At 73.9% G+C, this 25,230-nt stretch carries 23 protein-coding genes; 6 read left to right on the forward strand and 17 right to left on the reverse strand.

Annotated elements, in window-relative coordinates; all coding sequences use genetic code 11:
• Positions 1-7: 7 nt before the first annotated feature.
• Both ABTZ99_RS10990 and ABTZ99_RS10995 read right to left on the reverse strand, forming a co-directional pair.
• The gene (locus ABTZ99_RS10990; protein ID WP_499610394.1) at positions 8-1,213 is read right to left on the reverse strand and encodes an RNA polymerase sigma factor; all 1,206 of its coding nucleotides are present in this window, start codon (positions 1,211-1,213) and stop codon (positions 8-10) included.
• Complete coding sequence (locus tag ABTZ99_RS10995; RefSeq protein WP_498778688.1) at positions 1,210-1,584, reverse strand: YciI family protein; 375 nt, start codon at positions 1,582-1,584, stop codon at positions 1,210-1,212. Before ABTZ99_RS10995 ends, ABTZ99_RS10990 begins: the two co-directional genes overlap by 4 nt.
• A gap of 107 nt (positions 1,585-1,691) precedes the next feature.
• Here ABTZ99_RS10995 and ABTZ99_RS11000 point away from each other — a divergent pair, with 107 nt between their 5' ends.
• A complete protein-coding gene (locus ABTZ99_RS11000) occupies positions 1,692-2,126 on the forward strand; it encodes a YybH family protein (protein WP_498778687.1) in 435 nt (144 codons plus the stop codon).
• Here the strand turns inward: ABTZ99_RS11000 and pdxR are convergent.
• Entirely contained in the window at positions 2,116-3,477 is a 1,362-nt protein-coding gene (gene pdxR, locus ABTZ99_RS11005; protein ID WP_499610397.1) for a MocR-like pyridoxine biosynthesis transcription factor PdxR, read from the reverse strand. The two genes, ABTZ99_RS11000 and pdxR, sit on opposite strands and share 11 nt — an antisense overlap.
• 260 nt (positions 3,478-3,737) lie before the next feature.
• On the opposite strand from pdxR, the gene ABTZ99_RS11010 reads away from it, so the two are divergent.
• Genes ABTZ99_RS11010 through hrpA form a run of 3 tightly spaced genes read left to right on the forward strand, consistent with a single transcriptional unit; the run spans position 3,738 to position 9,267 of the window.
• Positions 3,738-4,496 (forward strand): isocitrate lyase/PEP mutase family protein, encoded by a 759-nt coding sequence (locus tag ABTZ99_RS11010; protein WP_499610400.1) that lies wholly within the window; start codon positions 3,738-3,740, stop codon positions 4,494-4,496.
• A 35-nt stretch (positions 4,497-4,531) separates the two neighbouring features.
• Positions 4,532-5,323 carry a thioesterase family protein gene (locus ABTZ99_RS11015; protein WP_499610402.1) on the forward strand — a complete coding sequence of 264 codons (792 nt, stop codon included), beginning with the start codon at positions 4,532-4,534 and terminating at the stop codon, positions 5,321-5,323.
• 41 nt (positions 5,324-5,364) lie between these two features.
• The gene (hrpA, locus tag ABTZ99_RS11020) at positions 5,365-9,267 is read left to right on the forward strand and encodes an ATP-dependent RNA helicase HrpA (RefSeq protein WP_499610405.1); all 3,903 of its coding nucleotides are present in this window, start codon (positions 5,365-5,367) and stop codon (positions 9,265-9,267) included.
• A gap of 48 nt (positions 9,268-9,315) precedes the next feature.
• Here the strand turns inward: hrpA and ABTZ99_RS11025 are convergent, their stop codons facing one another.
• Positions 9,316-9,801 (reverse strand): MarR family winged helix-turn-helix transcriptional regulator, encoded by a 486-nt coding sequence (locus ABTZ99_RS11025; RefSeq protein ID WP_498778682.1) that lies wholly within the window; start codon positions 9,799-9,801, stop codon positions 9,316-9,318.
• Positions 9,802-10,373: 572 nt separating this feature from the next.
• Here ABTZ99_RS11025 and ABTZ99_RS11030 point away from each other — a divergent pair.
• Positions 10,374-10,694 carry a hypothetical protein gene (locus ABTZ99_RS11030; protein WP_499610407.1) on the forward strand — a complete coding sequence of 107 codons (321 nt, stop codon included), beginning with the start codon at positions 10,374-10,376 and terminating at the stop codon, positions 10,692-10,694.
• A gap of 212 nt (positions 10,695-10,906) precedes the next feature.
• Here ABTZ99_RS11030 and ABTZ99_RS11035 read toward each other — a convergent pair whose 3' ends face one another.
• From ABTZ99_RS11035 to ABTZ99_RS11080, 10 genes are all read right to left on the reverse strand, one after another.
• The gene (locus tag ABTZ99_RS11035; protein WP_498778680.1) at positions 10,907-11,563 is read right to left on the reverse strand and encodes an FHA domain-containing protein; all 657 of its coding nucleotides are present in this window, start codon (positions 11,561-11,563) and stop codon (positions 10,907-10,909) included.
• Between the two features lie 4 nt (positions 11,564-11,567).
• The gene (locus ABTZ99_RS11040; protein WP_499610409.1) at positions 11,568-12,848 is read right to left on the reverse strand and encodes a vWA domain-containing protein; all 1,281 of its coding nucleotides are present in this window, start codon (positions 12,846-12,848) and stop codon (positions 11,568-11,570) included.
• Positions 12,838-13,806 (reverse strand): PP2C family protein-serine/threonine phosphatase, encoded by a 969-nt coding sequence (locus ABTZ99_RS11045; protein ID WP_498778678.1) that lies wholly within the window; start codon positions 13,804-13,806, stop codon positions 12,838-12,840. Before ABTZ99_RS11045 ends, ABTZ99_RS11040 begins: the two co-directional genes overlap by 11 nt.
• A 2-nt stretch (positions 13,807-13,808) precedes the next feature.
• Positions 13,809-16,358 carry a serine/threonine-protein kinase gene (locus ABTZ99_RS11050; RefSeq protein WP_499610412.1) on the reverse strand — a complete coding sequence of 850 codons (2,550 nt, stop codon included), beginning with the start codon at positions 16,356-16,358 and terminating at the stop codon, positions 13,809-13,811.
• On the reverse strand, positions 16,355-17,416 hold the full coding sequence (locus ABTZ99_RS11055) for a hypothetical protein (RefSeq protein WP_499610415.1): 1,062 nt from the start codon (positions 17,414-17,416) through the stop codon (positions 16,355-16,357). The genes ABTZ99_RS11050 and ABTZ99_RS11055 overlap by 4 nt, the downstream gene beginning before the upstream one ends.
• 1 nt (position 17,417) lies before the next feature.
• Positions 17,418-18,380: a glutamate ABC transporter substrate-binding protein gene (locus tag ABTZ99_RS11060; protein ID WP_498778675.1), complete on the reverse strand. Its 963-nt coding sequence runs from the start codon at positions 18,378-18,380 to the stop codon at positions 17,418-17,420.
• Positions 18,377-19,660, reverse strand: a complete 1,284-nt coding sequence (locus ABTZ99_RS11065) for a GlnX family signal transduction membrane protein (RefSeq protein ID WP_499610417.1) — start codon at positions 19,658-19,660, stop codon at positions 18,377-18,379. Before ABTZ99_RS11065 ends, ABTZ99_RS11060 begins: the two co-directional genes overlap by 4 nt.
• A gap of 134 nt (positions 19,661-19,794) precedes the next feature.
• Entirely contained in the window at positions 19,795-20,298 is a 504-nt protein-coding gene (ybiA, locus tag ABTZ99_RS11070; RefSeq protein WP_499610420.1) for a riboflavin biosynthesis intermediates N-glycosidase, read from the reverse strand.
• A gap of 64 nt (positions 20,299-20,362) precedes the next feature.
• Positions 20,363-20,938, reverse strand: coding sequence for a pyridoxamine 5'-phosphate oxidase family protein (locus ABTZ99_RS11075; RefSeq protein WP_498778672.1), 576 nt, complete (start codon positions 20,936-20,938; stop codon positions 20,363-20,365).
• Positions 20,922-21,476, reverse strand: coding sequence for an antibiotic biosynthesis monooxygenase family protein (locus ABTZ99_RS11080; RefSeq protein ID WP_499610424.1), 555 nt, complete (start codon positions 21,474-21,476; stop codon positions 20,922-20,924). The genes ABTZ99_RS11075 and ABTZ99_RS11080 overlap by 17 nt, the downstream gene beginning before the upstream one ends.
• 97 nt (positions 21,477-21,573) lie before the next feature.
• On the opposite strand from ABTZ99_RS11080, the gene ABTZ99_RS11085 reads away from it, so the two are divergent.
• A complete protein-coding gene (locus tag ABTZ99_RS11085) occupies positions 21,574-22,617 on the forward strand; it encodes a threonine aldolase family protein (protein ID WP_498778670.1) in 1,044 nt (347 codons plus the stop codon).
• Here the strand turns inward: ABTZ99_RS11085 and ABTZ99_RS11090 are convergent.
• From ABTZ99_RS11090 to ABTZ99_RS11100, 3 genes are all read right to left on the reverse strand, one after another.
• The gene (locus ABTZ99_RS11090) at positions 22,574-23,821 is read right to left on the reverse strand and encodes an RNA polymerase sigma factor (protein WP_499610428.1); all 1,248 of its coding nucleotides are present in this window, start codon (positions 23,819-23,821) and stop codon (positions 22,574-22,576) included. The two genes, ABTZ99_RS11085 and ABTZ99_RS11090, sit on opposite strands and share 44 nt — an antisense overlap.
• A 1-nt stretch (position 23,822) precedes the next feature.
• A complete protein-coding gene (locus ABTZ99_RS11095; protein ID WP_499610430.1) occupies positions 23,823-24,179 on the reverse strand; it encodes a YciI family protein in 357 nt (118 codons plus the stop codon).
• 85 nt (positions 24,180-24,264) lie between these two features.
• Positions 24,265-25,227, reverse strand: a complete 963-nt coding sequence (locus tag ABTZ99_RS11100) for a zinc-binding dehydrogenase (RefSeq protein WP_498778724.1) — start codon at positions 25,225-25,227, stop codon at positions 24,265-24,267.
• Positions 25,228-25,230: the final 3 nt, after the last annotated feature.

The following is a 25,230-nucleotide window of genomic DNA, read 5'->3' on the forward strand; positions in this document are numbered from 1 at the left end:
ACGCCGGCTACCCGGGTCGGGCCCGTTCTTCGAGGTAGCGGCGTTCGGGCAGGCTCAGCGTGGCGCGGGCGGCGCGGGCGTAGTGGTCGCGGGCGGTGTCGTGGTCGCCCGCCAGGTGCAGCAGGTGCGCGCGCACGGCGTCGAGCCGGTGGTGCCCGGCCAGCGCCGGGTCCGCCTCGGCGTCGGCCAGCCGGGCCAGGCCGACGGCGGGTCCGTGGACCATGGCGGCGGCGACGATCCGGTTGAGCGCCACCATCGGGCCGGGGGTGATGGAGTGCAGCAGGTCGTACAGGCCGAGGATCTGCTTCCAGTCGGTGTCGGCGGCGTCGCGGGCCTCGGCGTGCAGGGCGGCGATCGCGGCCTGCAGCTGGTAGGGGCCGATCGCGGTGGTGGTCAGCGCGTCGCGGACCAGCCGTGTGCCCTCGGCGATCAGGTCGGCGTCCCAGAGGGCGCGGTCCTGCTCGGCCAGCGGCACGAGCGCGCCGTCGGGTCGGGTGCGGGCGGGCCGGCGGGCGTCGGTGAGCAGCATCAGCGCGAGCAGTCCGGTGGTCTCGCCGTCGCCGGGCAGCCGGGCGGCCAGGTCGCGGGCCAGGCGGATCGCCTCGCCGGAGAGGTCGACCCGGTGCAGGTCGGCGCCGGAGCTGGCGGTGTGGCCCTCGGTGAACACCAGGTACAGCACGTGCCGCACGGCGTCGAGCCGGTCGTCGCGCTCGTCCTCGGGTGGCAGGTCGAAGCGGGCGCCGGCGGCTTTGATGCGCTGCTTGGCGCGGCTGATGCGCTGCGCCACCGTGGCCTCGGGCACCAGGAACGCCCGGGCGATCTCGGCGGTGGTCAGCCCGCCCACGGCGCGCAGCGTCAGCGCCACCCGCGAGGGCGGCGTCAACGACGGGTGGCAGCACAGCAGGAGCAGCGTCAGCGTGTCGTCCACCCCGGGCGCGGGCTCCGGGTCGGGCGGTGTCAGGGCGAACACCGCCTCCTCGCGGCGCCGCCGGGCGGTGTCGGCGCGCCACAGCTCGATCCGCCGCCGCGAGGCGACCGTGATCAGCCACCCGGCGGGGTTGTCGGGCACGCCGTCGACGGGCCAGCGGGTGGCGGCGGCCAGCAGCGCCTCCTGCACGGCGTCCTCGCACGCGTCGAAGCCGCCGTGGTGGCGCACCACCGCGCCGAGCACGCGCGGCGCGAGCTCCCGCAGCAGCGGGCCGATCGCGGTCACCGGAGGAAGTCCTCCAGCGACGGCCGCACCGGCCGCACCTGCACCAGGCCCAAGGCCGCCTCGGGGACGCGGGCCGCGATCTGCACCGCCCGCTCCGGCGTCTCGACGTCCACCAGGTAGATCCCGGCCAGCAGCTCCTTGGCCTCGGCGAACGGCCCGTCGGTGGTCAGCGCCTGCCCGTCGCGCACGGTCACCCGCGTCGTCCGGGCCGGGTCGGCCAGCGCCTCGGAGACGATCAGCTCGCCGGAGGCGGCCAGCTCCTCGTCCAACGCCGCGTAGGCGTCCAGGCCGGCGGCCCGGTCCTCCTCGGCCATCCGGTCCCAGATCGCGCGCGAGTCGGGGTTGCTGTAGATCAGGACGAGGTACTTCACCAGAACCTCCGGGAAAACCGGTCCGGGGATGTCGAGAACGGACGTCCAGCTTCTACGTCCCCCGTGACGGGCGCCCGAGCGGGGTGCCCCACCGGAGAGGAACCACCATGACCGAGCACACCGACATCGCCGACCTGTTCGACCGGCGGGCCGCCGCGATGCGCGCCGGCGACGCGGACCGCCTGGTCGCCGACTACCTGCCCGACGCCGTCACCTTCACCCTGGCGCCGCCGCTGGCGCACACCGCGCCCGAAGTGGTCGACCCGGAGGCGATGCGCGCCTGGTTCGCCACGTTCGACTCCGCCGTGGACTACGAGATCCGCGACCTCCACGTCACGGCCGAGGGCGATCTCGCGTTCTGCCGCAGCCTCAACCGCATGTCCGCCGTGCCGCGCGGCCACCACGAGGCGTTCGACCTGTGGTTCCGCTCCACGGTGTGCCTGCGGCGGGTGGACGGCGCGTGGCGCATCGCCCACGAGCACACCTCGACCCCGTTCTACATGGACGGCAGCTTCGGCGCGGCCCTGGACCTCACGCCGTAAGGGCGCGGGCCAACGCGTCCAGCGCGGCGCGGTAGGCGTGCTCGGCCGGGGTCGCGTACCCCACGACCACGCCCTGCCGCGTCGCGCTGTCCGGGTCGTGCCAGTGGTCGCGCAACCCCGACAGCGCCAGCCCGTGCCCGGCGGCGCGGGCCAGCACGGCCGCCTCGTCCGGGTGCTCCACCAGCACGTGCAGCCCCGCGGACACGCCGTGCGCCGGCACGCCGAGGTCGTCCAGCCGCCGCACCAGCAGGTCGCGGCGACGCCGGTAGCGCAGCCGGCAGCCCCGGATGTGCCGGTCGTAGGCGTGGGTGCCGATCAGGTCGGCCAGCGCCAGCTGGCCCACGACCTCGGTGTGGTGGTCGGCGTGCAGCTTCGCGTCCACCACCGGGTCCACCCAGCGCGGCGGCAGCACCAGCCACCCCAACCGCACGCCCGGGCCCACCGTCTTCGACGCGCTGCCCGCGTACACCACGTGATCGGGCGCCGTGCCCTGCACCGCGCCCAACGGCTGCCGGTCGTAGCGGAACTCGCCGTCGTAGTCGTCCTCCACCAGCACCCCGCCGGACTCGCGCGCCCACGCGGTCAACGCGTGGCGCCGCGACGGGTGCAGCGGCACGCCGGTGGGGTACTGGTGGGCGGGCGTCACCACCGCCGCGGCCACGTCGTCGGCCGGTGTCGTCGCGCCCCGCTCGTCCACCGGCAAGGGCACCACGCGGCGCCCGGTCCGCGCCACGACGTCGCGGTGGAACGGCAGCCCGGGGTCCTCCATCGCCACCGGCCCGTCCAGCACCGACGCCAGCAGCGCCAACGCCTGCACGTACCCGGATGTCACCACGATCCGCTCCGGCGAGGCCCGCACACCGCGCGTGCGGCCCAGGTACTCGGCCAACGCCGTGCGCAGCTCCACCCGGCCGCGCGGATCGCCGTACCCGTGCGCGCTCGCCGGCGCCGCGGCCAACGCCCGACGCGTCGCCCGCAACCAGGCCGCGGTCGGGAACGCCGACACGTCCGGGCTGCCCGGCGTCAGGTCGTGCCGCGGCCTCGGCGCGACCGGCGCGGGGGCCGCGGCGGGCGGATCGGCCCGCAGCAGCGGGGCGACCCGCGTGCCGGCACCCCGCCGCGCGGTCAGGTAGCCCTCCGCGACCAGCTGGTCGTAGGCGGCGGCCACCGTGTTGCGGGCCAACCCGAGCTCCGCGGCCAGCCTCCGGGTCGCGGGCAACCGGGCGCCCGGTGCCAACCGCCCCGCCCGGATCGCCTCCCGCAACGCGCGCTCCAGCCCGCCGCGCCGCGACGACGCCGGATCGAGCTCCAGGTGCAGGTCCACCCCCGCGACGGCCCACTCGTTCGACACGGACCGGACCCTAACCACGAGCCGGCCCCGCCACCGGACCCCGAGCGCGCACGGCCGCCGCGCCACCCGCCGAGCCAGGGCGGACAAACCTCGCGAGACCCCCGAAAACCGACGTCACGGGGCCTTCGCGGGCAGCCGGGCGCGGTGTTCGGGGTGCGCGGGGAACTGGCAGTATCGGCACGGGTGATCACGGTGATCACCGCTGCAACGGGGGCGGGGTCGCCGGGCGGCCGCGGCCCGAGTCGTGAACGGGAGTCGATGTGACCAGGACCGATGTGACCGAGGCGGCCAAGGCGCTGCGCGCGCTGCACGTGCCGGGCAAGCCGCTGGTGGTGCCCAACGCGTGGGACGTCTCCTCCGCGCGGGTCTTCGCCGAGGCGGGCCACCCGGCGGTGGCGACCACCAGCGTCGCCGTGGCCGCCGCCTTAGGCTTCGCCGACGGGCACGACATGCCCGCCGAGGTGGCGTTCGACGCCGTGCGCCGCATCGCCGCCGCCGTCGGGGTGCCGGTGACCGCCGACATCGAGCGCGGCTACGACCTGCCGCCCGCCGAGATCGCCGGGCGCCTCGCCGAGGCGGGCGCGGCCGGCTGCAACCTGGAGGACTCCGACCCCCGCACCAAGGCGATGGTCGACGTCGCCGAGCAGGCCGACTTCCTGGCCGCGGTGCGCGCCGCCGACGCCGACGTGGTGCTCAACGCCCGGATCGACGAGTTCCTCCACGGCGGGAAGTCGTTCGACGACGCGGTGCGCCGCGCGCAGGCCTACTTCGAGGCGGGCGCGGACTGCGTCTACCCGATGCGGCTGCCCGGCGACCAGGTGGCCGCGTTCGTCGAGGCGGTCGGCGGACGTCCGGTGAACATCGCGCACGGGCCCGGCTCGCCCACCCCGAACGACCTGGCCCCGCTGGGCGTGGCGCGGGTCAGCTTCGGCCCCGGCCTGCACAACGTGCTGATGATGAAGCAGCTCAAGAAGACGGCCACCGACATGCTCGACGGCGGCAGCCCGTACCGCGGCTGACCTACCCGCCGGTAACGCCCACTAGGGTGAATCCCATGCACGAGTGGGACACCGACACGCGGGTGGACGCGACGGGGGACGGGCGGTTCACCACCCACCTCACCGACCGCTGGGCGAGCGCCGGCGGACGACCCAACGGCGGCTACCTCGTCGCGTTCTGCCTGCGGGCGCTCGGCGAGGTGCTGCCGCACCCCGACCCGCTCGTCGTCGGCGCCCACTACCTGCGCCCCGGCGTCGTCGGACCGGCCCGCGTCGACACCGACGTCGTGCGCGCCGGCCGACGGCTGTCCACCGGCGAAGCGCGCCTGACCTGCGGCGAGCGTGAAGTGCTCCGCGTCGTGGCCACCTACGCCGACCTCGGCGGCCCCACCGGCCGCACCCACGTCCTCGACCGGGCGCCCGACCTGCCGCCGCCCGACGAGTGCGTCGACGTCTACGGCGGCCTGCGCCTGCCCGGCGTCACCGTCGCCGACCGCGTCGACCTGCGCGCGCCCGAACCCCACGGCTGGGCCCGGGGCCGGCCCACCGGCACGCCGCGCGCCGAGTTCTGGCTCCGCTTCGCCGACTGCCGCCCCGCCGACACCGCCTGCCTGCCCACCCTGGTCGACAGCGCCGCGCCTGCCGTCCTCGAACTCGGCGTCACCGACTCCGCCACGGTCGAGCTCACCGTCCACGTGCGCGCCCGGCCCGCGTCGGACTGGCTCGCCGCCCGCGTCACCACCCGGCACCTCGCCGGCGGCTACCACGAGGAGGACGTCGACCTGTGGGACACGACCGGGCAGCTGGTCGCCCAGTCACGCCAACTCGCCGTGGCCGCCGGCCGATAATCGGCAGCCCCGCCGGCCCACCCTCGATATCCTTGACCCAAATGAACCAGATGTCGCACGCTGACCTGCGCAAACGCCTGTCCGAACTGATGTCGCGGGACCAGCGGAGGCTGGCACGCAGGCTCGAGGGCGCGCGCAAGGTCCGCGACGAGGGCGCCCGCGCCGCCGTCCTCGCCGAGATCGAGGCCGAGCTGGAGGCCGCCGAGCTGCGCGTCGCCCTGCGCCGCGACACCGTGCCGAAGATCACCTACCCGGCCGAGCTGCCCGTCAGCAACCGCAAGGACGACATCGCCGCGCTCATCCGCGAGCACCAGGTCGTGATCGTCGCCGGCGAGACCGGCTCCGGCAAGACCACCCAGCTGCCCAAGATCTGCCTGGAGCTCGGCCGCGGCGTGCTCGGCCAGATCGGGCACACCCAGCCCCGCCGCCTCGCCGCGCGCACCGTCGCCGAACGCGTCGCCCAGGAACTGGGCACCCCGCTGGGCAGCGCCATCGGCTACAAGGTCCGCTTCACCGACCAGTCCGGCGAGGACACCCTGGTCAAGCTCATGACCGACGGCATCCTGCTCGCCGAGATCCAGACCGACCGGATGCTGTCGCGCTACGACACGATCATCATCGACGAGGCCCACGAACGCAGCCTCAACGTCGACTTCCTGCTCGGCTACCTCAAGCAGCTGCTGCCCAAGCGCCCCGACCTCAAGGTCGTCATCACCTCCGCGACCATCGACCCCCAGCGGTTCTCCCGGCACTTCGGCGACGCGCCCGTCATCGAGGTCTCCGGCCGCACCTACCCCGTCGAGGTCCGCTACCGCCCGATCGTCGACCCCGACGACCCCGACGCCGACCCGGACCGCGACCAGACCCAGGCCGTCTGCGACGCCGTGCGCGAACTGCAGGCCGAAGGACCCGGCGACGTGCTGGTGTTCCTCTCCGGCGAACGCGAGATCCGCGACACCGCCGACGCCCTCGCCGCCCTGGAGCTGCGCAACACCGAGATCCTGCCGCTGTACGCGCGGCTGTCGTTCGGCGAGCAGCACCGCGTCTTCCAGCCGCACACCGCCCGCCGCGTCGTGCTCGCCACCAACGTCGCCGAGACGTCGCTGACCGTGCCCGGCATCAAGTACGTCGTCGACCCCGGCACCGCCCGCATCTCCCGCTACAGCCACCGCCTCAAGGTGCAGCGGCTGCCCATCGAACCCGTCTCGCAGGCGTCGGCCAACCAGCGCAAGGGCCGCTGCGGCCGCGTGTCCGAAGGCATCTGCGTGCGCCTGTACAGCGAGGACGACTTCGACGCGCGCCCGGAGTTCACCGACCCGGAGATCCTGCGCACCAACCTCGCCTCGGTCATCCTGCAGATGACCTCCATCGGCCTGGGCGACATCGCCGCGTTCCCGTTCATCGACCCGCCCGAGGCCCGCAACATCACCGACGGCGTGCAGCTGCTGCAGGAGCTCGGCGCGATCCTGCCCGCCGAGCAGAAGCTCACCCCGCTGGGCCGCAAGCTCGCCCAGCTGCCCGTCGACCCCCGCCTGGCCCGCATGGTCATCGAGGCCGACCGCAACGGCTGCGTCCGCGAGGTCATGGTCATCGCCTCCGCGCTGTCCATCCAGGACCCCCGCGAACGCCCCTCGGACAAGCAGCAGGCCGCCGACGAGTTCCACGCCCGCTTCAAAGACCCCGACTCCGACTTCACCGCGTTCCTCAACCTGTGGCAGTACCTGCGCGAGAAGCAGAAGGAGCTGTCGAGCAACCAGTTCCGCAGGCTGTGCCGCGCCGAGTTCCTCAACTACCTGCGCGTGCGCGAGTGGCAGGACATCTACCAGCAGCTGCGGCAGGTCGCGAAGACCCTCGGCGTGCACGTCAACGACCAGCCCGCCGACCCGCGCGCCGTCCACGTCTCGCTGCTGTCCGGGCTGCTGTCCCACATCGGCGTCAAGGACGTCCCGAAGCGCGACCCGGGCAAGCGCGCGGCCACCGAGTACCTCGGCGCCCGCAACGCGAAGTTCGCGATCTTCCCCGGCTCCGCCCTGTTCCGCAAACCACCCCAGTGGGTGATGGCCGCCGAACTGGTCGAGACGTCCCGGCTGTGGGGCCGGACCGTGGCCAAGATCGAACCCGAGTGGGCCGAGAAGCTCGCCGAGCACCTGGTCAAGCGCACCTACAGCGAACCCCACTGGGAAGCCAAGCGCGGCTCCGTCGTCGCACTCGAGAAGGTCACCCTCTACGGCGTGCCGATCGTCGCCTCGCGCAAGGTCAACTACGGGCGCATCGACCCCGAGCTGTCCCGCGAGCTGTTCATCCGCCACGCCCTCGTGCAGGGGGAGTGGAGCACCCACCACAAGTTCTTCCACCACAACCGCGACCTGCTCGCCGAGGTCGAGGAACTGGAGAACCGGGCCCGCCGCCGCGACATCGTCGTGGACGAGGAGACCGTCTACGACTTCTACGACCGGCGCGTGCCCGCCGACGTCGTGTCCGTCCGGCACTTCGACACCTGGTGGAAGAAGACCCGCCACACCCAGCCCGACCTGCTCACCTTCGACAAGGCCATGCTGGTCAACGACCGCGCCGCGGTCACCCCCGACGCCTACCCCGACGAACTGCGCCGCGGCGGCCTCACCCTGCCGCTGACCTACCGGTTCGAACCCGGCGCGGCCGTCGACGGCGTCACCGTCACCCTGCCCCTGCCCGCGCTCACCGCCCTGCCCGACGACTCGCTGTCCTGGCAGGTACCCGGCCTGCGCACCGAACTCGTCGTCGCGCTCATCCGGTCGCTGCCCAAACCGCTGCGCCGCAACTTCGTGCCCGTGCCCGACGTCGCCGCCGCCGCCCTGACCGGCATCGACCCCGACGAACCACTGCTGCCCGCCCTGGAACGCCAACTGCGCACCCTCACCGGCGTCGTCGTGCCCCGCGAGGAGTGGCAGCTCGACCAGGTGCCCGACCACCTCAAGCTCACCTTCACCATCGTCGACGAGAACGACCGCGAACTCGCCCGCGGCAAGGACCTCTCCGCCCTCAAGGCCCGCCTGCGCGGACAGCTGCGCGAAACCCTCGCCGCCGCCGCGAGCAACCTCGCCCGCACCGGCCTGACCACCTGGGACGTCGGCGACCTGCCGCGCACCGTGCAGCGGCAGCGCTCCGGCATCGTCGTCACCGCCTACCCCGCCCTGGTCGACAAGGGCGACACCGTCGCGGTGGAGATCCTCGACACCCCCGGCCGGCAGGCGCAGGCGATGTGGCGCGGCACCCGCCGACTGCTCCTGCTCAACACCCCGTCCCCGGTCAAGACCCTGCAACGCGGCCTGAACAACGCCGAGAAGCTCGCCCTGACCCGCAACCCCCACGGCGGTGTCGCGCCGCTGCTGGCCGACTGCATCTCCGCCGCCGTCGACAAGCTCCTGCGCGACGCCGGCGGCCCCGTGTGGACCGAGTCCGCGTTCACCAAGCTCACCGACCACGTCCGCCGCGGCCTCGGCGAGACCACGTTCGACGTCGTGCACAAGGTCCGCCGCGTCCTGGAAGCCGCCCAGGACGTCGAACTGCGCCTCAACGGCCTGCGCGGCGCCGTGTTCGACGAATCCGCCGCCGACGTCCGCGCCCAGTTCACCGGCCTGGTGCACAAGGGTTTCGTCACCGAGGCGGGCGCCGACCGGCTCGCCGACGTGCACCGCTACCTGCAGGGCATCGCCCGCCGGCTGGAGAAGCTGCCCGAGAACGTCCGCCGCGACCAGGAGTGGATGGACCGCGTCCACGCCGTGCACGCCGAGTACCGGGAACTGCGCGCCGCCCTGCCCGCCGACGAACCGCACCCCGAACTCGACGAGGTGCGCTGGATGATCGAGGAACTGCGGCTGAGCTACTTCGCCCAGACCATCGGCACCCGCTACACCGTCTCCGACAAGCGCATCTTCAAAGCCCTCGACGCCGTGCCCCGCTAGCCCGCGCCGGGTTCCGGCCGACCCGCGTCGACCCGCCGGCGCCCGGTGCTACTCGCACTGCTCCAACAACGCCCGCAACGCGTCGGCGACCACCGCTCTGGTGTCCTCGTCCAACGGCTCCAGCAGCCGCGCGTACTGCCGCATGTGCTCGGCCAGCATCCCGTCCACCAGCCGGCCGCCGCGGTCGGTCAGCTTGATCCGCACCAGCCGCCGGTCCGCGGCGTCGGGCACGCGCTCCACCAGGCCCTTGGCCTCCATCCGGTCGATCCGGTTGGTGATCGCGCCCGCCGTGACCAGCGACGCGGACAGGAACGCCCCCGCCGTCATGCCCTGCGCCGAACCCGCCCGCCGCAACGTGGTCAACACGTCGAACTCGCCCGGCTCCAGCTCGAACCGGCCGGTGAACTCCCGCAACTCGCGCTCCAGCAGCCGCGCCAGCCGCGTCACCCGCGTCAGCACCGCCATCGGCGAGGTGTCCACGTCCGGCCGCTGCACCGACCACTGCGCCAACACCAGGTCGACCGCGTCCGCCATCACCCCTCCTGACCCCCTGGGCGCCGTGCCGGACGACCCACCGCCCGACGCCGCACCGACCGCGGTCCCCCTTCGATCCGCACCCCCCACCGTATTCGTGATCGACAACGTGTGCGGGCGTCCCGGCGAAAACCCGCGTCCCGGCCCACCGGCGCCCGCGCGCCCGGCCCAGTCGCGGACTCCGCCCGCCCGACCCGCCCCTGCGCCGACTCGTCGGTCGCCGTGCGTCCGAACGCCGCGGTCCTCGACCGCGCGCACCGCCACCGCACGCCGGTCCGCCGCGTCCGGGTCGCGTTCCCGCGCGGGGGGAGCTCCTCGGCCAGCGCGAGTCCCTGCCGTCGAGAATCGTCCAGTGCCCGATCCGGCGCGCCGCTCACGGGAACCAATTCGTATTCCAGGTGATTGTGGGATGCCGGACCGACTGCTACTGCGAACGGTTGAACGGAATGTGCGTCCCGTTCGCCGACTGGTAGCGTCGCCCGAGCCGCTGACGCAAAAATTCCCGACTGCCCACAGGGGAGACAATGCGCAAGTTGAAGGCACTCGGCCTGTTGGTCGCAAGTCTCGCGACGATGGCCACGACCTCCTCGCTCGCGAACGGAGCACCACAGCCCGACCTGCTGGTCGGCGGCACCTGCGCCGGGTCGTGGGTGACCGTGACCGGGTTCGCGACCGTTCGCGCGGAGCCCAACACCACGTCCAGGGCGTTGTTCTCCGTCGTGACCGGCGAACCCCGCACCTGCCGCAAGATCGTGACGGGTCAGGTCTACGACGCGTGCGGCGTGTACGACGCCAACGGCTGGATCCTGATCCAGGACTTCAACAACGAGTACGGCGAAGGGCCCGGCTGGTCCGGCTACATTCCCAGCGTCTGTACCCGCGACGGGGTCTGAGTCGAAGTCCCGACACGGCGCACGATAGCCGCGGAAATCAGCGATATCGCCGGGCTGAACGGTGTGGAATTGCGCACCGGGACCAATCCGGCCCCGCGCGGCGACCTCACCGGTAGCGCCGCGGGCCCTGCGTTCAGGGTCATTTATCACGCTGGGTCGCGGTAATCGGCCCACCTTCGGCATTCGGGATGCTTGCCGCCGTCACGCTCGCGCTAGGCGTGCTCGCCGGCCGAGCGGTGCAGGGTGATCGTGGTCCACGCGCCGACGTGGACACGGTCGCCCGGCTCCAACGGGTGCGGCCGGTGGGGCGCCAACGGGGTGTCGCCCTCGTTCACCGTGGTCCCGTTCGTCGAGCCCAGGTCCACCACCGCCCACCCGTCACCCGACGCCACCAGCACCGCGTGGTGGTGCGACACGCCCGGGTCCTCCGGCGGGCCCACCAGGTCGATCCCCGGGAAGATGCCCCGCGACCGGCTCCGCCGCCCGATCGACACCTGCGGCCCCGCCAACCCGAACCGGCGCGGCGGGCAGAACTCCGGGAACGCCATCGCACCCGCGTCCGGCCCGCCCACCGCCACCACCCGCTCGAAGTACGCCCGGTCCGCCTCGACCGTCACGTGCCACGACACCGGCACCGGCCGCGACGACACCGGCGGCGACGGCGCCACGACCGGGTTCAACGAGTCCTGCCCGCACTCCTCGCAGAACCGGCCCACCCGCACCGCGCCACACGCCGCGCACGTCTCCTCGACGGACACCACCGGCTCGGAGTCAACCTCGGATGCCCCGGACCCGGACGGCATCGGCGTGCCGCACACGTCGCAGTAGTCGTCGGTCGCCGAGTCGTGGCCCGCCGGGCAGGTCGCCATCCGCCTAGCCCTTCCCGACCCGCTTGGTCACCGTGGAGCGGGTGTCCAGCGTCATCTCGTCCGCGTCGGCCACCCGCGCGCGCAGCTTCACCGTCCCCGTCCGCGGATCCTCCACCTCCACCACCTTGGCCAGCAGCTTCGCCGTGTCGGTGTTGCCCGACTCGTGCGCCAGCCGCACCGCCCGGCCCAGCTTCGCCGTCGCCCGGCCCACGTCACCGGACTTGCGCGCCTCCAAACCGTCCTGGATCGCCTCCGCCAGCTCCGCCTGCCCCGTGTAGTGGGCGACCTCGGAGCTGATCCGCGTCGACAACGCCGAGTCCTCCGTCCACACCGCCAGCACCCGACCCTGCCCCAGCACCTCACCCGACGGGCCCACCAGGCTCACCCGCGACGCCAGCATCCGGTCGCCCACTCCCGCCGGCCGCACCCGCACCCGCAGGTGGTAGTCGCGGCTCTCCGCGCCACCCCACGCGCCCGTCGGGTACTCACCCGTCCGCGGCCCCGACTCCACCCGCCGCCCCGTCAGGTCGCGCAACCCCGGCGACACCTGCTTGAGCGACACGACCCGCGCGCCCTCCGGCGTCCACAACCGCAGCGACACGTCCGCCACCGCCTTGCCCATCGCGGACGCCGCCATGGACCGGAAGTCCGCGGCCAACCCGTCCGGGTCGGCCACGATGTCCACCGTCCCCAGCATCGCCTCGGCGATCCGGCGCAGCTCCGCCACCCGCCAGTCCGTGCCCACCCCGCGGCAGTCGCACGTGAAGCGGCCCGCCACCTCGTCGAGCACCTTCGTCAACTGGCGCGGCGACTCGTGCTGGTTCTCGCCGTCGGTCAACAGGATCGCGTGCCTCGGCCCGCCCTCGAACCCGGCGAACAGGTCGTCGGCCAACGCCAGCCACCGGCCCATCGCCGTGCCGCCGTCCGCCCGCAGCGCCCGCACGGCCTGCTTCGCCGCGGCCCGCGACCGCGAGTCCGCCACCACCAACTTCCGCGACCGGGGGTAGACCACCCGCGCCGTGTCCGTGCCCGCCACCACCGCGAACCACACGCCGTCGCGCAACGCGTCGATCGCCGCCACCGTCGCCTGCTTCGCCGCCGTCAACTTCGACGGCGGGTAGGCCATCGACGCCGAGGTGTCCACGATGACCACCTCGGCGGCGTCGGCCGACACCACCTCCGCCGCGACGCCCGTCGTGGTCACCGTGACGATCGCGTCGACGTCCGCGGCGCCCTCGGGCAGGTACTCGTTCTGGAACACCTCGACCGCGAAATCAAGCGCCATGCCCACCCCGCAGTTGGACGACGACCACCGTGATGTTGTCGTGCCCGCCGGCCTTCAGCGCGACCTCCACCAGCTCCCGCGCCACCTCGATCGGCGGCACGCCGCGCGGCAGCACCTCCAGCAGGTCCTCCGGCTCCGGCACGTAGTTCCACAACCCGTCGCTGCACAGCACCAGCAGCCCCGGCGTCTCCACCTTGAACGTCACCGTCTGCGGCGCCTCCACCCCGGAATCCGCGCCCAACCACCGCGACAGCACGTGCGCCCGCCGGTCGGTCAGCGCCTCCTCCTCCGTCAGCACGCCCTCCGCGACCAGCTGCGCCGCCCACGTGTCGTCCGTGGTCAACCGCGCCGCCCCCGCCTCGGCCACCAGGTAGGCGCGGCTGTCGCCCACCCACCCCACCGTCGCCGAATCGTCGGTCACCACCGCCGACACGAACGTGCAAGACGGCGCCACCTCCGCCGCCTCCGGCCGCGCCAACCGGCCCACCGCGTCGTTCGCCGCCACCACCGAGTCCGTCGTCGACGACTCGGCGTCCATCCCCGCCTGCAACCCCGTCAACAGCACGTCCGCCGCCGTGTCCACGGCCGTCTGCGACGCCTGCTCCGCCCGCTCCGACGACGCCACCCCGTCGCACACCACCGCCGCGACCCCGCGCCCGCGCACCCGCCCGAACGCCATCGAGTCCTCGTTGCGCTGCCGCCGCTTGCCGCGGTCGCTCACCCCGGCCACCCCGGGCAGCACGAACTCCACCCGGTCCCGCGCCGACGGCCGCGCCCGACCGCACTGCTCGCAGAACCCGTCCGCGTCGAACTCCTCACCGCCGCACGCGCACATCGGCGGCCACTGCGACCCCGGACCACCCACCGGTGTCCGCTGCAACCGCAGGTTGCGCCCGCACGCCTCGCAGAAGCGGTCCTGCGACGCCACCGGCGACGAGCACTCGGGACAGGATTCCATGATCACACCAACGTCCTGGGCCGGACCGCGTTCGCGCGGTCGACGAGAGCGATGCGTTCCTCCGGGGTGTCGGCCAGCCGCGCCAACTGCCGGTAGCAGCGCTCCAGGCCCGACCGCAGCCCCGAGTCGCTCACCTCGCAGTCCAGCAGCTTCCCGCCGGGCGCCGCGCCGGCGCCCGGCAACGACTCCAACGCCACACCCAACAACTCCACGGTCAACCCGGCCCGCCTCGCCACGTCCAACTCCAACCCCGACAGCCTCGCACCGGCCGCCATCACCTCCGCCAACGCCTCCGCCCCGTCGTCCGCCGCGCACTCCCGGGCCGCGCCCAGCTGCGCCCGCACCGCCGCCACCTGAGCCGCCACGTGGTGGATCGACGTGTCCGGCACCGAGTGCAGCACCCCCACCGCCGCCTCCCGCTCGCCCCGCGCCACCAGCACCCTGGCCAGCCCGAACGCCGCCGACACGAACGCGTGATCGGTGCGCCACACCACCTCGTACCCGGCCGCGGCCGCCTCCGCGTCGCCCGACGCCTCCGCGCACACCGCCACCGCCAGCTTCGGCGCCGCCTCGCCCGGCAACGCGTCGCGCACCCGCTCGAACGCCGCCCGCGCCCGATCACCCCCGCCGTCCACCAACGCGGCCACCCCCCGGTACCAGCCCGGCCGCCAGTCGTCCGGCGCGGGCGTCCACGGGTCGTCCGGGTCGAACGGCGACGCCAGCGCGTCCAACTCGCCGACCGCCTCCCGCACCCGACCCGCCTCGATCAACGCCCGCACCACCTGCAACCGCACCTCCACCGTCTGCACCGGCGCCGCGCGCAACGCCGCCACCACCTGGTCCGGGTCACCCGTCGTCGCCGCCGTCGCCAGGAAACCCGCCGCCGCGTCGGAGGTGTCCACCTGCGGCACCGGCAGCCCCGTCGCCGCCGCCCGCACGTCCAGCCCGTCCTCCGTGCCGAACGCCCGCCGCTCCGGCGTGAACTGCCGCGACACCCCCGGCCGCGGCGTGCCGTCCTGCTGCGCCAACACCTCCCGCAGCACACCGGTCAACTGCTCGGCCATCTCCTCCGCCGACCCGAACCGCTGCTCCGGATCACGGTCCGTGGCCCGCAGCAGGAACCGGTGGAACGAGTCGTGCCGGCGCAGCAGCGGCTGCTCCTCCGGCGACGGCAACGACTCCTTGTAGCGGCCGCGGAAGTCGAACTGGAAGCTCATCACCGCCAACGCCCGACCCACCGTGTACAGGTCGGAGGCCACCGACGGGCCGTCCGTGCCGATCTCCGGCGCCTGGTAGCCGATCGTGCCGTAGATGGGGGAGTGCCGGTCGTCGATGCGCCGCACCGCGCCCAGGTCGATCAGCTTCAGCTGCTCCTCGGTCTGGATCACGTTGTCCGGCTTGAAATCGCAGTACAGCAGGCCCACGTCGTGCAGGTAGCCCAACGCGGGCAGCACCTCGAGCGCGTAGGCGATCGCCTGCGCCACCGGCAGCGACTCGGTGCCCGTGCCGTCCGCCCGCAACTGCTTGATCATGTCCTTGACCGACGTGCCGCCCACGTACTCCATCACGATGTAGTCCACGAGCTCGCCGCTGACCCGGTCGGCGTGCCGCACGAAATTGTGGATCTTGACGATGGTGGGGTGCTCCACCTCGGCCAGGAACCGGCGCTCCGCCATCGCCGCCGCCATCGCGTCCGCGTCACCGGAGTCCAGCAGGCCCTTCAACACCACCCAGCGGTCGCTGACCGCGTGGTCGGCGGCCAGGTAGATCCAGCCGAGGCCGCCGTGCGCCAGGCAACCCAGCACCTCGTACTGGTCGTGCAACACCTCGCCGGGCGCCAGCTTCGGCGTGAACGAGTAGTGGTGACCGCAGTGCGCGCAGAACCCCTCCACCCGCCCGGGCCCGCCGTCCCGGCCGCGCCCGACCTCCTTGCCGCAGCTGGAGCAGAACCGCTTCGCCTCCGGCACCTCCGGATCGGTCAGCACGGCGGTCTTCGGATCCCGGTAGGGCACCCGGGGCACCTCGACCAGTCCCGCGCCCAACCGCCCGCGCCCGGACGACCGGGTGGACGCCGACGCCCGCCGCGCCCGTGCCGCCGACGACGACCCCACGAGCGACCACGGCGCCGTGCCCGGCCCCGTGGCGGGACCGGTCGCGCGGTACGCGCCCGTGGCAGGACCACTGTCGGTTCCGCGGTCAGGCCCACTGCGGGGCGCACTGTGGGACGCACGGTCGGGCCCGCTGTCGGAATCCGGCCCGGGGTACGCACCGGTGGCCGCTCCGCTGTCCGCGCCGACCTCGGGCGCACCGACGACCGCCCCACCGCCCGGGCCGGTGGTCCGACCCCCAACCGCACCGGCTCCAAACGCACCGGCCCGCTGCCCGCCCCCGCCTGCGCCCGCCTCACCGGCCGAGGGACCCTGCCCCGGACCGCGCCCCGGACCGGCGGCAGGCGCGGTCGGTGCCAGCACCGGTGCCTCCAGGCCGCACACGTCGCAGAAGCCGTCGTCGTCGATCGCCCCGCCGCAGCCGGCACGTGGACACGTCCTCATCGGGCCTCCGTCCTGGCCAGCACCGCACGCTGGTAGCGCAGCACCGCCACCGTCCCCGCGGTCAAGTCGCACGGCACGCCGGACAGCACGTCACGAGCCCGCCGGTGCAGCACCAGCAGCTCCGCGTCCTCGGCGAACCCACGCCCCGCCGCCTTCGCCCGGTAGGCGGCCAACCGGCCGCGCAGCTCCGCCCGCCGGTCCAGCGACCCGGTCAGGTGCGCCACCACCTCCCGCGCCCGCGTCACCGCCGCGCCCACCGCCGCCTCCACGGCCGCCACGTCCGATTCCGCCACGTCCGGGAAACGTCCCCGCAGCCCGTCGAGTGCCCCGGCCACGTCCTCGGCGGGCACCGGCGGGTGGTCGCCGGCGATCGTCGCCACCACCTCCACCCGCACCTCGGCCGCCCGCGCCCGCACCGACTCCACCTCCGCGACCAGCCGCGACAGGGCCGCCGCACGAGACGGGAACGTCCGGTGCAGCGCGTCCACCGCCGCCACCCGTCCGACCAGGTCCGCCACCGCCGGATCGGGCGTCAACGGGTCGGCCGCCGCACGGGCCCGCGCCCGCGCCACCTCCGCGCGCAGCCCCTCCGCCGCCGGCGAGTCGATCCCCGCCACCTGCCCGGCCAACGGCTCCAGCACCGCCAACCGCCGCCCCCACGCCTCGTGCGCCTCCGTCAACACCGCCGTGACCTGCGCGTACTCCGCCTTCATCCGCTCCACCAGCGCGCGCAACGTCACCTGCCGCGCCACCGGCCCGGTCAACGTCCGCACCGACGCCTCCGGCAGCGCGATCGCCGGCCCCCGCAGCAACCGCGCCAGCTCCGCCGGGTCATGCGCGTCCGACGCCTGCCGCAGCAACGCCCGGTAGGCGTCGAACCACTCCCACAGCCGCACCATCCCGGCGTTCGCCGCCTCCCACCGCCGCGCCGACGCACCCGTCAGCTCGGCGCCGCGCAGCAACCGGTGGCCCGGGTGGTCCTCCATCGCCAGCAACGACTCGGCCACCCGGTCGCTCTCCCGCCGGAACGCCGCCAGCTCCTCGTCCAGGGTGTCCACGTCAGTCCCGGTACACCGCGACGGGCGGGGCCGGCGGATCACCGAGCCACCGCTGGTGGATCCGCGCCCACGTGCCGTCCGCCCGCAGCCGCTCCAGCAGCGCGTTGACGAACCGCACGAAGTCCTCGTCGGCCTTCGGGATCGCCATCCCGTACGGCTCGGCGGCGAACTGCGGACCCACCACCTTCGTGTACGGGTCCTGCGCGGCGAACCCGGCCAGGATCGTGTCGTCCGTGGAGATCGCGTCCACCTGGCCCTGCTGCAGCATCACCAGGCAGTCCGTCCAGTGCGTCACCGACACGGGCACCGGCCTCGACGCCGCGGCGGCCACGTTGGCCAGCGAGCTCGACCCCTTCGTCGCGCACACCCGCTTGCCACCGAGCGACTCGATGCCCGTGGCGTCGGAGTTCGACGGCACCAGCACCCGCTGCCCCGCCTGCAGGTACACCGTCGAGAAGTTCACCTTCTGCCAGCGCTCGCACGTCGTCGTCATGGTCCGCACCACGATGTCGACCTCGTGCCGCTCCAACGTCGGTATCCGCTGCTCGGAGGTCAGCACCGTGAACTGGATCGCGCCCGGGTCGCCGAAGATCGCCCGCGCCACCTCGCGCGCCAAGTCGACGTCGAAGCCCTCCAACTCGCCCGAGAACGGGTTGCGGAACCCCATCAGGTACGAGTTCTGATCCGCGCCGACGACCAGCCGGCCGCGCGCCTGGATCTGCGCCATGGTCGACCCCGCCGGCATCTGCCCCGGCGGCGGCAGCGGCCCGGTCGGGCGCAGGCTCGCCGTCGGGTCGCACGACGCCGGCGGCACGTCCGCGGTGCTGGGCGGCTCGGTCAGCTCCACCGCCTCCGCCGGCCGAGGCGGCACCGGCGAACCACCGCCGATCGGCGGCGCGCCACTGGGCACCGGCGCGCACGCCGCCGCCAGCACCACCACGAGCACCGCGAGCAGCCGTCTCATCGGTACTCCTTCAGCCGCTGCCACAACCCGAACACCGAGGCCGCCGCCGCCAACAGCGCCAGCACGACCACCGCGGGCACCACCCCGCCCAACGCGGCCCGCGCCCGTCCGATCCCTTCGGTCAACTCCGCCCGCGCCGCGCCGATCGCCTCCACCAGGTCCGAGTCCAACGCGTCGAACGCCGTCGCCGCGCCCTGCCCGTCGCGACCCAGCGCCAACGCCACGGCCGCCGTGTAGTCGCCTTCGTCGTCGGCCCGGCGGACCTCGCGGTGCGCCTCCCGCCACCGCCCGTGGTGCTCCGCCGCCTCGAGGACCGGCGGCGTCGGGTTCAGCACCCGCACCCGGCCCAGCAGGTCGTCCAGCACCTTGTCGGCCTCGACGTACTCCGCCTCGTAGGTCGTGCCGCTGCCGCGCGCCACCAGCGTCAACGTCTCGTCGCCGCGCGCGGTCAGCGTCGCGATCCGGGCCCGCGCGAGCAGGTCGACCAGCGTGGCCTCGTTCTTGCTCGCCGAGGCGTTGTAGACCACCAGCAGGCTCGCCGCCAGCACCCACAGCAGCGAGACCGCGGTCAACGCGGTCGCCACCACCAGCCCCGGGTTGAGCACCCGGTTCGTCCGGCGGGTCAGGTACCGCTGCGCGAACACCAGCACCACCAGCACGAGCACGCCCAGCAGCAGCTCCAGCCACGGCAGCGACCCGGCGTCCTCCAGGTCGCCCATCACCTTGCCGGTCTCCACCCCGTACAGCTCGCGCGCCGCGGGCAGCAGCCGCGTCTGCATCAACGCCGACGCCTCGCGCAGGTACGCCGCGCCCACCGGGTTGCCCTGCCGGTTGTGCGCGCGGGCCGTCTCGACCAGGCCCGTGTACACCGGCAGCTGGCCCGACAACGTCGACAGCGCCTCGGTCAGCTCGGGGGAGCGGGTGATCTCGCTCGTCGCCGCCGACAACGCCGCGGCGGCCTTCGCCACGTCCGCCTCGTACCGGCCGCGCAGCGCGGCCGACTCCACCCCGCCGGACAGGAACGCGCTCGACGCCGTGGCGTCCGCGTCCGCCATCGCCCGGTAGACCTCCTGGGCGGCGAACGCCAGCGGCTCGCTGCGGTCGGCCAACGCCTCCAGCGCGTCCGACCGGCGCTGCACCGACGTCGCGGTCAACGCCCCGACCAGCAGGCTCACCACCACCAGCAGCAGGGCCAGCAGGCTCAACCTGCCCGGCGTGCTGCGCGCAAGACCCGTCACCCGGCGCAGGGCGCCGCGGTTCCGCCGAGCCTCGACCAGCACGACCGCCCCCTTCCCGAGGTGATCGGCGCCACTCGCCGCTCAGACAGCGTAGATCGAAATTCCACCAATCGGGACGCGAACCGACCCAACCGGCCGGCCCGCGCCCACCGGTTCGCACTCATCGGGTGACGCGGTCACCCCCGACGGAGCCGGGTGCGCACCTCCATCAGGGCCTCGCCCAGCAGGTTCAGCCCCAGCCAGGACGCGGGGTCGGCCGCCCGCTCGTCGTCGGCGGCCAGGCCGATGCCCCACACCCGGTCCAGCGGGCTCGCCTCCACCAGCACCCGGTCCCCGGTGGCCAGCAGGAACGCGCGCAGGTCGTCGTGCGCGCCGAACTTCGCCAGGTTGCCCCGCACGACGATGTCCAGCCGGTGCGCCACCCACCGGTCCTCGGCGAACCCGCGCACCCGGCGGCCCAGCGCCTTCGCCTCACCGGGCGTGCGCGCCGCGAGCACCCGCTCCGCGACGTCCTCGTCGCCGAACAGCAGCGCCTTGCCGCACATCATGAAGTGCTCGGCGGTCCGGTAGGTGCGGCCGTCGACGGTGAACGGCGCCTCCCACCACTGGCTCAGGCACTGCTTGCCGACCGGCGCGCCCGGCCGCGCCTCGTGGCCCCAGAAGAACAGGTACTTGGTCACGGCGCAGACGGTGCCACAGCCTCCTCCCGACGACGGCACGATTTCCGGCGGCGGGCGACGGGGACTAGCGCGGCGGCAGGGGGAGGGGCAGCGCGGGCAGGCCGTCCATGCTGACCGCGTTGAAGTCCTTGCCCTCGCAGTACGCGGCGAACTCCTCGTCCGTCTTGCGGCCGAAGTACTCCTCGTGCAGCGTCCGCTCGCCCCGGTAGTCCATGAACGGCACGGCGAAGCCGCACGTGTCGCTGATCAGCTTCGCGGTCACCACGACAACCGCGCGCAACGCCGGCCCGTCCGCGTCACCGAACCCGGCCACCAGCTCGCCGAACCTCGGGTCGTCCCGGAACACCGGCTCACCCGTGCCGTGCACGCGCACGATGTTCGGCGGACCGTCGAACGCGCACCACATGAGCGTGATCCGCCCGTTCTCCCGCAGGTGGGCGATGGTCTCGGCGTGGCTGCCGCCGAAGTCCAGGTACGCCACCCGCTGCTCGTCGAGCACCCGCCACGTCCCCCGGCGGCCCTTCGGCGACAGGTTCACGTGCCCGTCGGCGGCCAGCGGCGCGGTGGCGGTGAAGAACACCGGCTGTTGCTCGATGAACTCGCGCAGGCGTCCTTCGATCCGTTCATAGGTCTTCCCCATGGCCGCCAGTATCGCCGACGACCCGGTAGCGCCGGACGTCGCTCCGCGTCAGACCGGTGAACGAGTGCACACGCTCCCACGGCTCCGACACGCCCACCGACCCGTTGCCGCGGGCCATCGCCTCCTCGTGCGCCTCCGGCGACGTCCACTCCGCGTAGTTCAGCACCCGCAGCCCGTCCAGGCTCACGTGGAAGTGCGCCGAGATCCCGCCGGGGTGCAGGTCCCCCTCGGCGGCCAGCGCGGTGAACACCAGGTCGACCCACTCCTCGGCGACCCCCGGCCGGTCGAACTCCACCGACACCAGCACCACGCACCCGACCGTCCGGTCCTCGGCGGCCTCCCGACCGGACCGGTAGCGCCGGTAGGCGACCGCGTCGCCCGCCTCCACCGGGCCCGACCACTGCGAATAGGTCACCACGCCGGCACCGTCCACCTGCTCCAGCCACCGCGCGTCGAGCAACGCGCCCGGCCGCGGCTCGAACGGCACGCGGCCGCGGTGGAGGAGGACGAGTTCGGCGTCGGGTCGAGTCAGTTCCATGCCGGCGACGCTAGGCGCGGCGCACCGGCGCCCGAATCAGTCAGCCGACTGGGGAACGTTGTTGCACACAGCTGGCGGCAACACCCAGACTCCCGCCATGACCTCCGAGATCCGGCGTTCCCTGGTCCAGCACTCCCGGCTCCGCCAGGACCCGCACGCGGTGCTGCGCCGCATGCTCGACCGCGTCGAGCCCGGCCTCCCGCCGGACGAGCCGACCACGCGGTTGGAACAACGGATCGCCGACCTGCTCGGCAAACCCGCCGCCCTGTTCTTCCCCACCGGCACGATGGCGCAGCAGACCGCGTTGCGCGTGCACGCCGAACGCACCGGCCGCCGCACGTTCGCCGCACACCCCCAGAGCCACCTCGCGGTCTGGGAGGAGCAGGGCTACAGCGCGGTGCACGGCCTGCGCCACCGGACCGTCGGCGACCGCGAGGACCTGATCACCCTGGACGACCTCGCCGAGGTCCGCGAACCGATCGCCGCCCTGCTCCTCGAACTGCCCCAGCGCGACCTCGGCGGCCTCCTGCCCACCTGGGACGACCTGGTCGCGCAGACGAAGTGGGCACGCGACGGCGGCGCCGCGACGCACCTGGACGGCGCCCGGCTGTGGGAGGCGCAGACCTACTACGAGCGGCCGTTCGCCGAGATCGCCGACCTGTTCGACACCGTCTACGTCTCCCTCTACAAAGGCCTCGAAGGCGTGCGCGGCGCGGTCCTCGCGGGTGACCGGGCGACGATCGACGCCGCGTCCGTGTGGCGGCGCAGGCTCGGCGGCGCGACCCCCGACTCGTGGCCGGCCGCCGTGACCGCCCTGATGGGGCTGGACGAGGTGCTGCCCAGGATGGCCGAGTTCCGCGACCACGCCGTGGCCCTCGCCGCCGCGATCAACGCCGACGGGTACGCGACCACCCGCCCGCTCGTGCCCCAGACCCCGATGTTCCACGTCCACATCCCCGCGCCCAAGGACGCCGTCGTCGCCGCGGCCCAGCGGATCCTCGCCGAGAGCGGCGTCGAGCTGCCGCGGCGGCCCAGGGCCTCGTCCGACCCGACGCGGTGCAGCATCGAGCTGACCGTCGGCGTCGTGTCGCTCGACTTCACCCCGCGGGAGGTGGCCGATCTGATCCGGCGACTGCGCTGAGCCGACGGCGCAGCAGGTCGCGCTCGGCGTCGTTGCCCGCCAGCGCCAACGCCCGCCGGTACGCCCGCGCCGCGTCCGGACCCCGGCCGAGGCGGTGCAGCAGGTCCGCGCGCACGGCGTGGAACAGGTGGTAGCCCGCCATGCCCGAGCGACCCGACCCGCCGGCGGGCGCCAGGCCGTCGACCAGCGCCAACGCCGCCTCCGGCCCGTCGACCTCGGCCACCGCGACGGCCCGGTTCAACGCCACCACGGGGCTCGGTGTCAAGGAGGACAGGTGGTCGTACAGCCGCACGACCTGCCGCCAGTCCGTCGGCGGCGGGTCGCTGTGCACCGCGTTGATCGCCGCCTGCACCTGGTAGGGGCCGGGCCGGCCGCGGCGCAGGCAGCGCCGCACCAGCTCCCGCCCTTCGGCCACCATCGCCCGGTCCCACAGCGAGCGGTCCTGGTCGGCCAACCGCACCAGGCGGCCGTCGCGGTCGGTGCGCGCCGGGCTGCGACCGTGCACCAGCAGCATCAGCGCCAGCAGCCCGACGACCTCCGGCTCGTCGGGCATCAGCTCCGCCAGCACCCGCCCGAGCCGCACCGCCTCCGCGCACAGGTCCCCGCGCACCAGCTCCGCACCCGAACTGGCCGAGTACCCCTCGTTGAACACCAGGTACACCACCGCCAGCACGGCGCGCAGCCGGTCGGGCAGCTCCGCCTCGCCCGGCACCCGGTACGGGATCCGCGCGTCCCGGATCTTCGCCTTCGCGCGCACCAGCCGCTGCGCCATCGTCGGCTCCGGCACCAGGAACGCCCGCGCGATCTCCGCCGTGGACAGCCCGCCGAGCAGCCGCAACGTCAACGCCACCCGTGCCGCCTGGTTCAACGCCGGGTGGCAGCACGTGAAGATCAACCGCAGCCGGTCGTCGCCCACCGCGTCCACCTCCACGTGCTCGTCACGGGCGTGCAGCAGCGCGGCCTGGGCCTGCCGGGAGTCCCGCGTGGACTCCCGGCGCAGCCGGTCGATCGCCCGGTTGCGGGCCGTGGTGATGATCCAGCCCGCCGGGCTCGGCGGCACACCGGTCTCCGGCCACCGCCGCACGGCCTCGGCGAACGCGTCCTGGACCGCCTCCTCGGCGACGTCGATGTCGCCGAAGACGCGGACCAGGACCGCCACCGACCGGCCGTACTCCGCCCGGAAGACCCGTTCGACCGCCGTCACGTCAGCCGGCGAAGTCCTGGAACGGCCGCACCTCGACCGGCAGCGTGCACGCCACGCTCATCCGCCGGCCCCACTCCAGCGCCGCGTCCAGGTCCGGCACGTCGATGATGTTGAACCCGCCGATGTGCTCCTTGCTCTCGGTGAACGGCCCGTCGGTCACGACCAGCTCGCCGTTCGCGTCCGGGCGCAGCGTGGTCGCCGTCTCCGGGGCGTGCAGACCGCCCGCGAACACCCACACACCGGCCTCCCGCATGTCGGCGTCCACCGCCTGGACGTCCTTCATGATCCGCTCCAGGACCTCCGGCTCGGGGATGTCGTAGCCGGTCGGCTCGATCACGCTGATCAGGTACTGGGTCATCTCGTGCTCCTCAGGTCGGGGTGACTCCGCACCCCCTACACGAACGGCGGAGCACCACATCGACACGACGCGGGAAAAAAGATTCTCAGGGCAGCACGACGAGCTTGCCGACCCGGCGGCCGTGCTCCAGGTCGTCGTGCGCCTGCCGGATCTCCTCCAACCGGTAGACCGTGGTCGGGCCGAGCGACACCTCGCCGCCCGCGACCTGGTCGAGGAACCGTTGCAGCACCTCCGCGGGCAGGTCGGAGCTCTCGCCGCCGTACGCGGTCAGCCGCACGCCCTTGGGGAGGTACCCGATCGGGTAGAAGTCGGGCACGATCCACTCGTTCGACAGCATCCCGGTGAAGCACACCGTGCCGTGCACCCTCGTCGCCGCCAGCGTGTCCGGCAACGTGGGCGTGCCGACCAGCTCCAACGCCGCGTCCACCCCGTCGGGGAACAGCTCGCGCACCCGGCCGGCGACCGTGCCGTCGTCCAGCAGCGGGTGCGCCACGCCGTGCTCGCGCAGCACGTCGAGCCGGTCCGCGCGGCGGGTCGTGGCCAGCACCGTCGCGCCGAGGTCGACGGCCAGCGCGGTGGCGGCGAAACCGAGCGCCGACGTGCCGCCTCGGATCAGCAGCGACTGCCCCGCCCGCAGGTCCAGGCCCGTGGTCAGCGAGCCGTACGCGGTCTGCAACGTCTCCGGCACCGCGCCCAGCACCTCCCACGGCAGGTCCGAGGCGAACGGGATCAGCACCTCGCGCGGCACGACGGTGTACTCGGCGTACCCGCCGTCGAACACCCGCCCCATGCCGCCCATCATCGCCGCCACCCGCTGCCCAGGTGGCAGGTCGCAGTCGCTGTCCACGACACCCACCGCCTCGATGCCCGGCACGCGCGGGAACGTCACGCCCTCCGCCAGGCCCAAGCGGGTGTGCAGCTCGGACCGGTTCAGCCCGAACGCGCCCACCTTCACCCGCACCCACCCCGGCGGAGGCTGCGGCACCGGCAGCTCCGCCACGGCCAGGTTCTCCACCGGACCGGGCCCGCTCAACACGACCGCGCGCATCGA

It is taken from the genome of Actinosynnema sp. NPDC002837, assembly GCF_040295345.1.
Taxonomy (GTDB): Bacteria; Actinomycetota; Actinomycetes; order Mycobacteriales; family Pseudonocardiaceae; genus Actinosynnema.

Bases quoted from the DNA above. Each gene is read 5' to 3' on its own strand.
- ABTZ99_RS11000 (WP_498778687.1), top strand. From the start codon at position 1,692: ATGACCGAGCACACCGACATCGCCGACCTGTTCGACCGGCGGGCCGCC.
- ABTZ99_RS11050 (WP_499610412.1), bottom strand. From the start codon at position 16,358: ATGAGGACGTGTCCACGTGCCGGCTGCGGCGGGGCGATCGACGACGAC.
- ABTZ99_RS11085 (WP_498778670.1), top strand. From the start codon at position 21,574: ATGACCTCCGAGATCCGGCGTTCCCTGGTCCAGCACTCCCGGCTCCGC.
- ABTZ99_RS11035 (WP_498778680.1), bottom strand. From the start codon at position 11,563: ATGGCGACCTGCCCGGCGGGCCACGACTCGGCGACCGACGACTACTGC.
- ABTZ99_RS11040 (WP_499610409.1), bottom strand. From the start codon at position 12,848: ATGGCGCTTGATTTCGCGGTCGAGGTGTTCCAGAACGAGTACCTGCCC.
- ABTZ99_RS11075 (WP_498778672.1), bottom strand. From the start codon at position 20,938: ATGGGGAAGACCTATGAACGGATCGAAGGACGCCTGCGCGAGTTCATC.
- ABTZ99_RS11100 (WP_498778724.1), bottom strand. From the start codon at position 25,227: ATGCGCGCGGTCGTGTTGAGCGGGCCCGGTCCGGTGGAGAACCTGGCC.
- ABTZ99_RS11060 (WP_498778675.1), bottom strand. From the start codon at position 18,380: ATGAGACGGCTGCTCGCGGTGCTCGTGGTGGTGCTGGCGGCGGCGTGC.
- ABTZ99_RS11030 (WP_499610407.1), top strand. From the start codon at position 10,374: ATGGCCACGACCTCCTCGCTCGCGAACGGAGCACCACAGCCCGACCTG.
- hrpA (WP_499610405.1), top strand. From the start codon at position 5,365: ATGAACCAGATGTCGCACGCTGACCTGCGCAAACGCCTGTCCGAACTG.
- ABTZ99_RS11080 (WP_499610424.1), bottom strand. From the start codon at position 21,476: ATGGAACTGACTCGACCCGACGCCGAACTCGTCCTCCTCCACCGCGGC.
- ABTZ99_RS11015 (WP_499610402.1), top strand. From the start codon at position 4,532: ATGCACGAGTGGGACACCGACACGCGGGTGGACGCGACGGGGGACGGG.
- ABTZ99_RS11025 (WP_498778682.1), bottom strand. From the start codon at position 9,801: ATGGCGGACGCGGTCGACCTGGTGTTGGCGCAGTGGTCGGTGCAGCGG.
- ABTZ99_RS11095 (WP_499610430.1), bottom strand. From the start codon at position 24,179: ATGACCCAGTACCTGATCAGCGTGATCGAGCCGACCGGCTACGACATC.
- ABTZ99_RS11045 (WP_498778678.1), bottom strand. From the start codon at position 13,806: ATGGAATCCTGTCCCGAGTGCTCGTCGCCGGTGGCGTCGCAGGACCGC.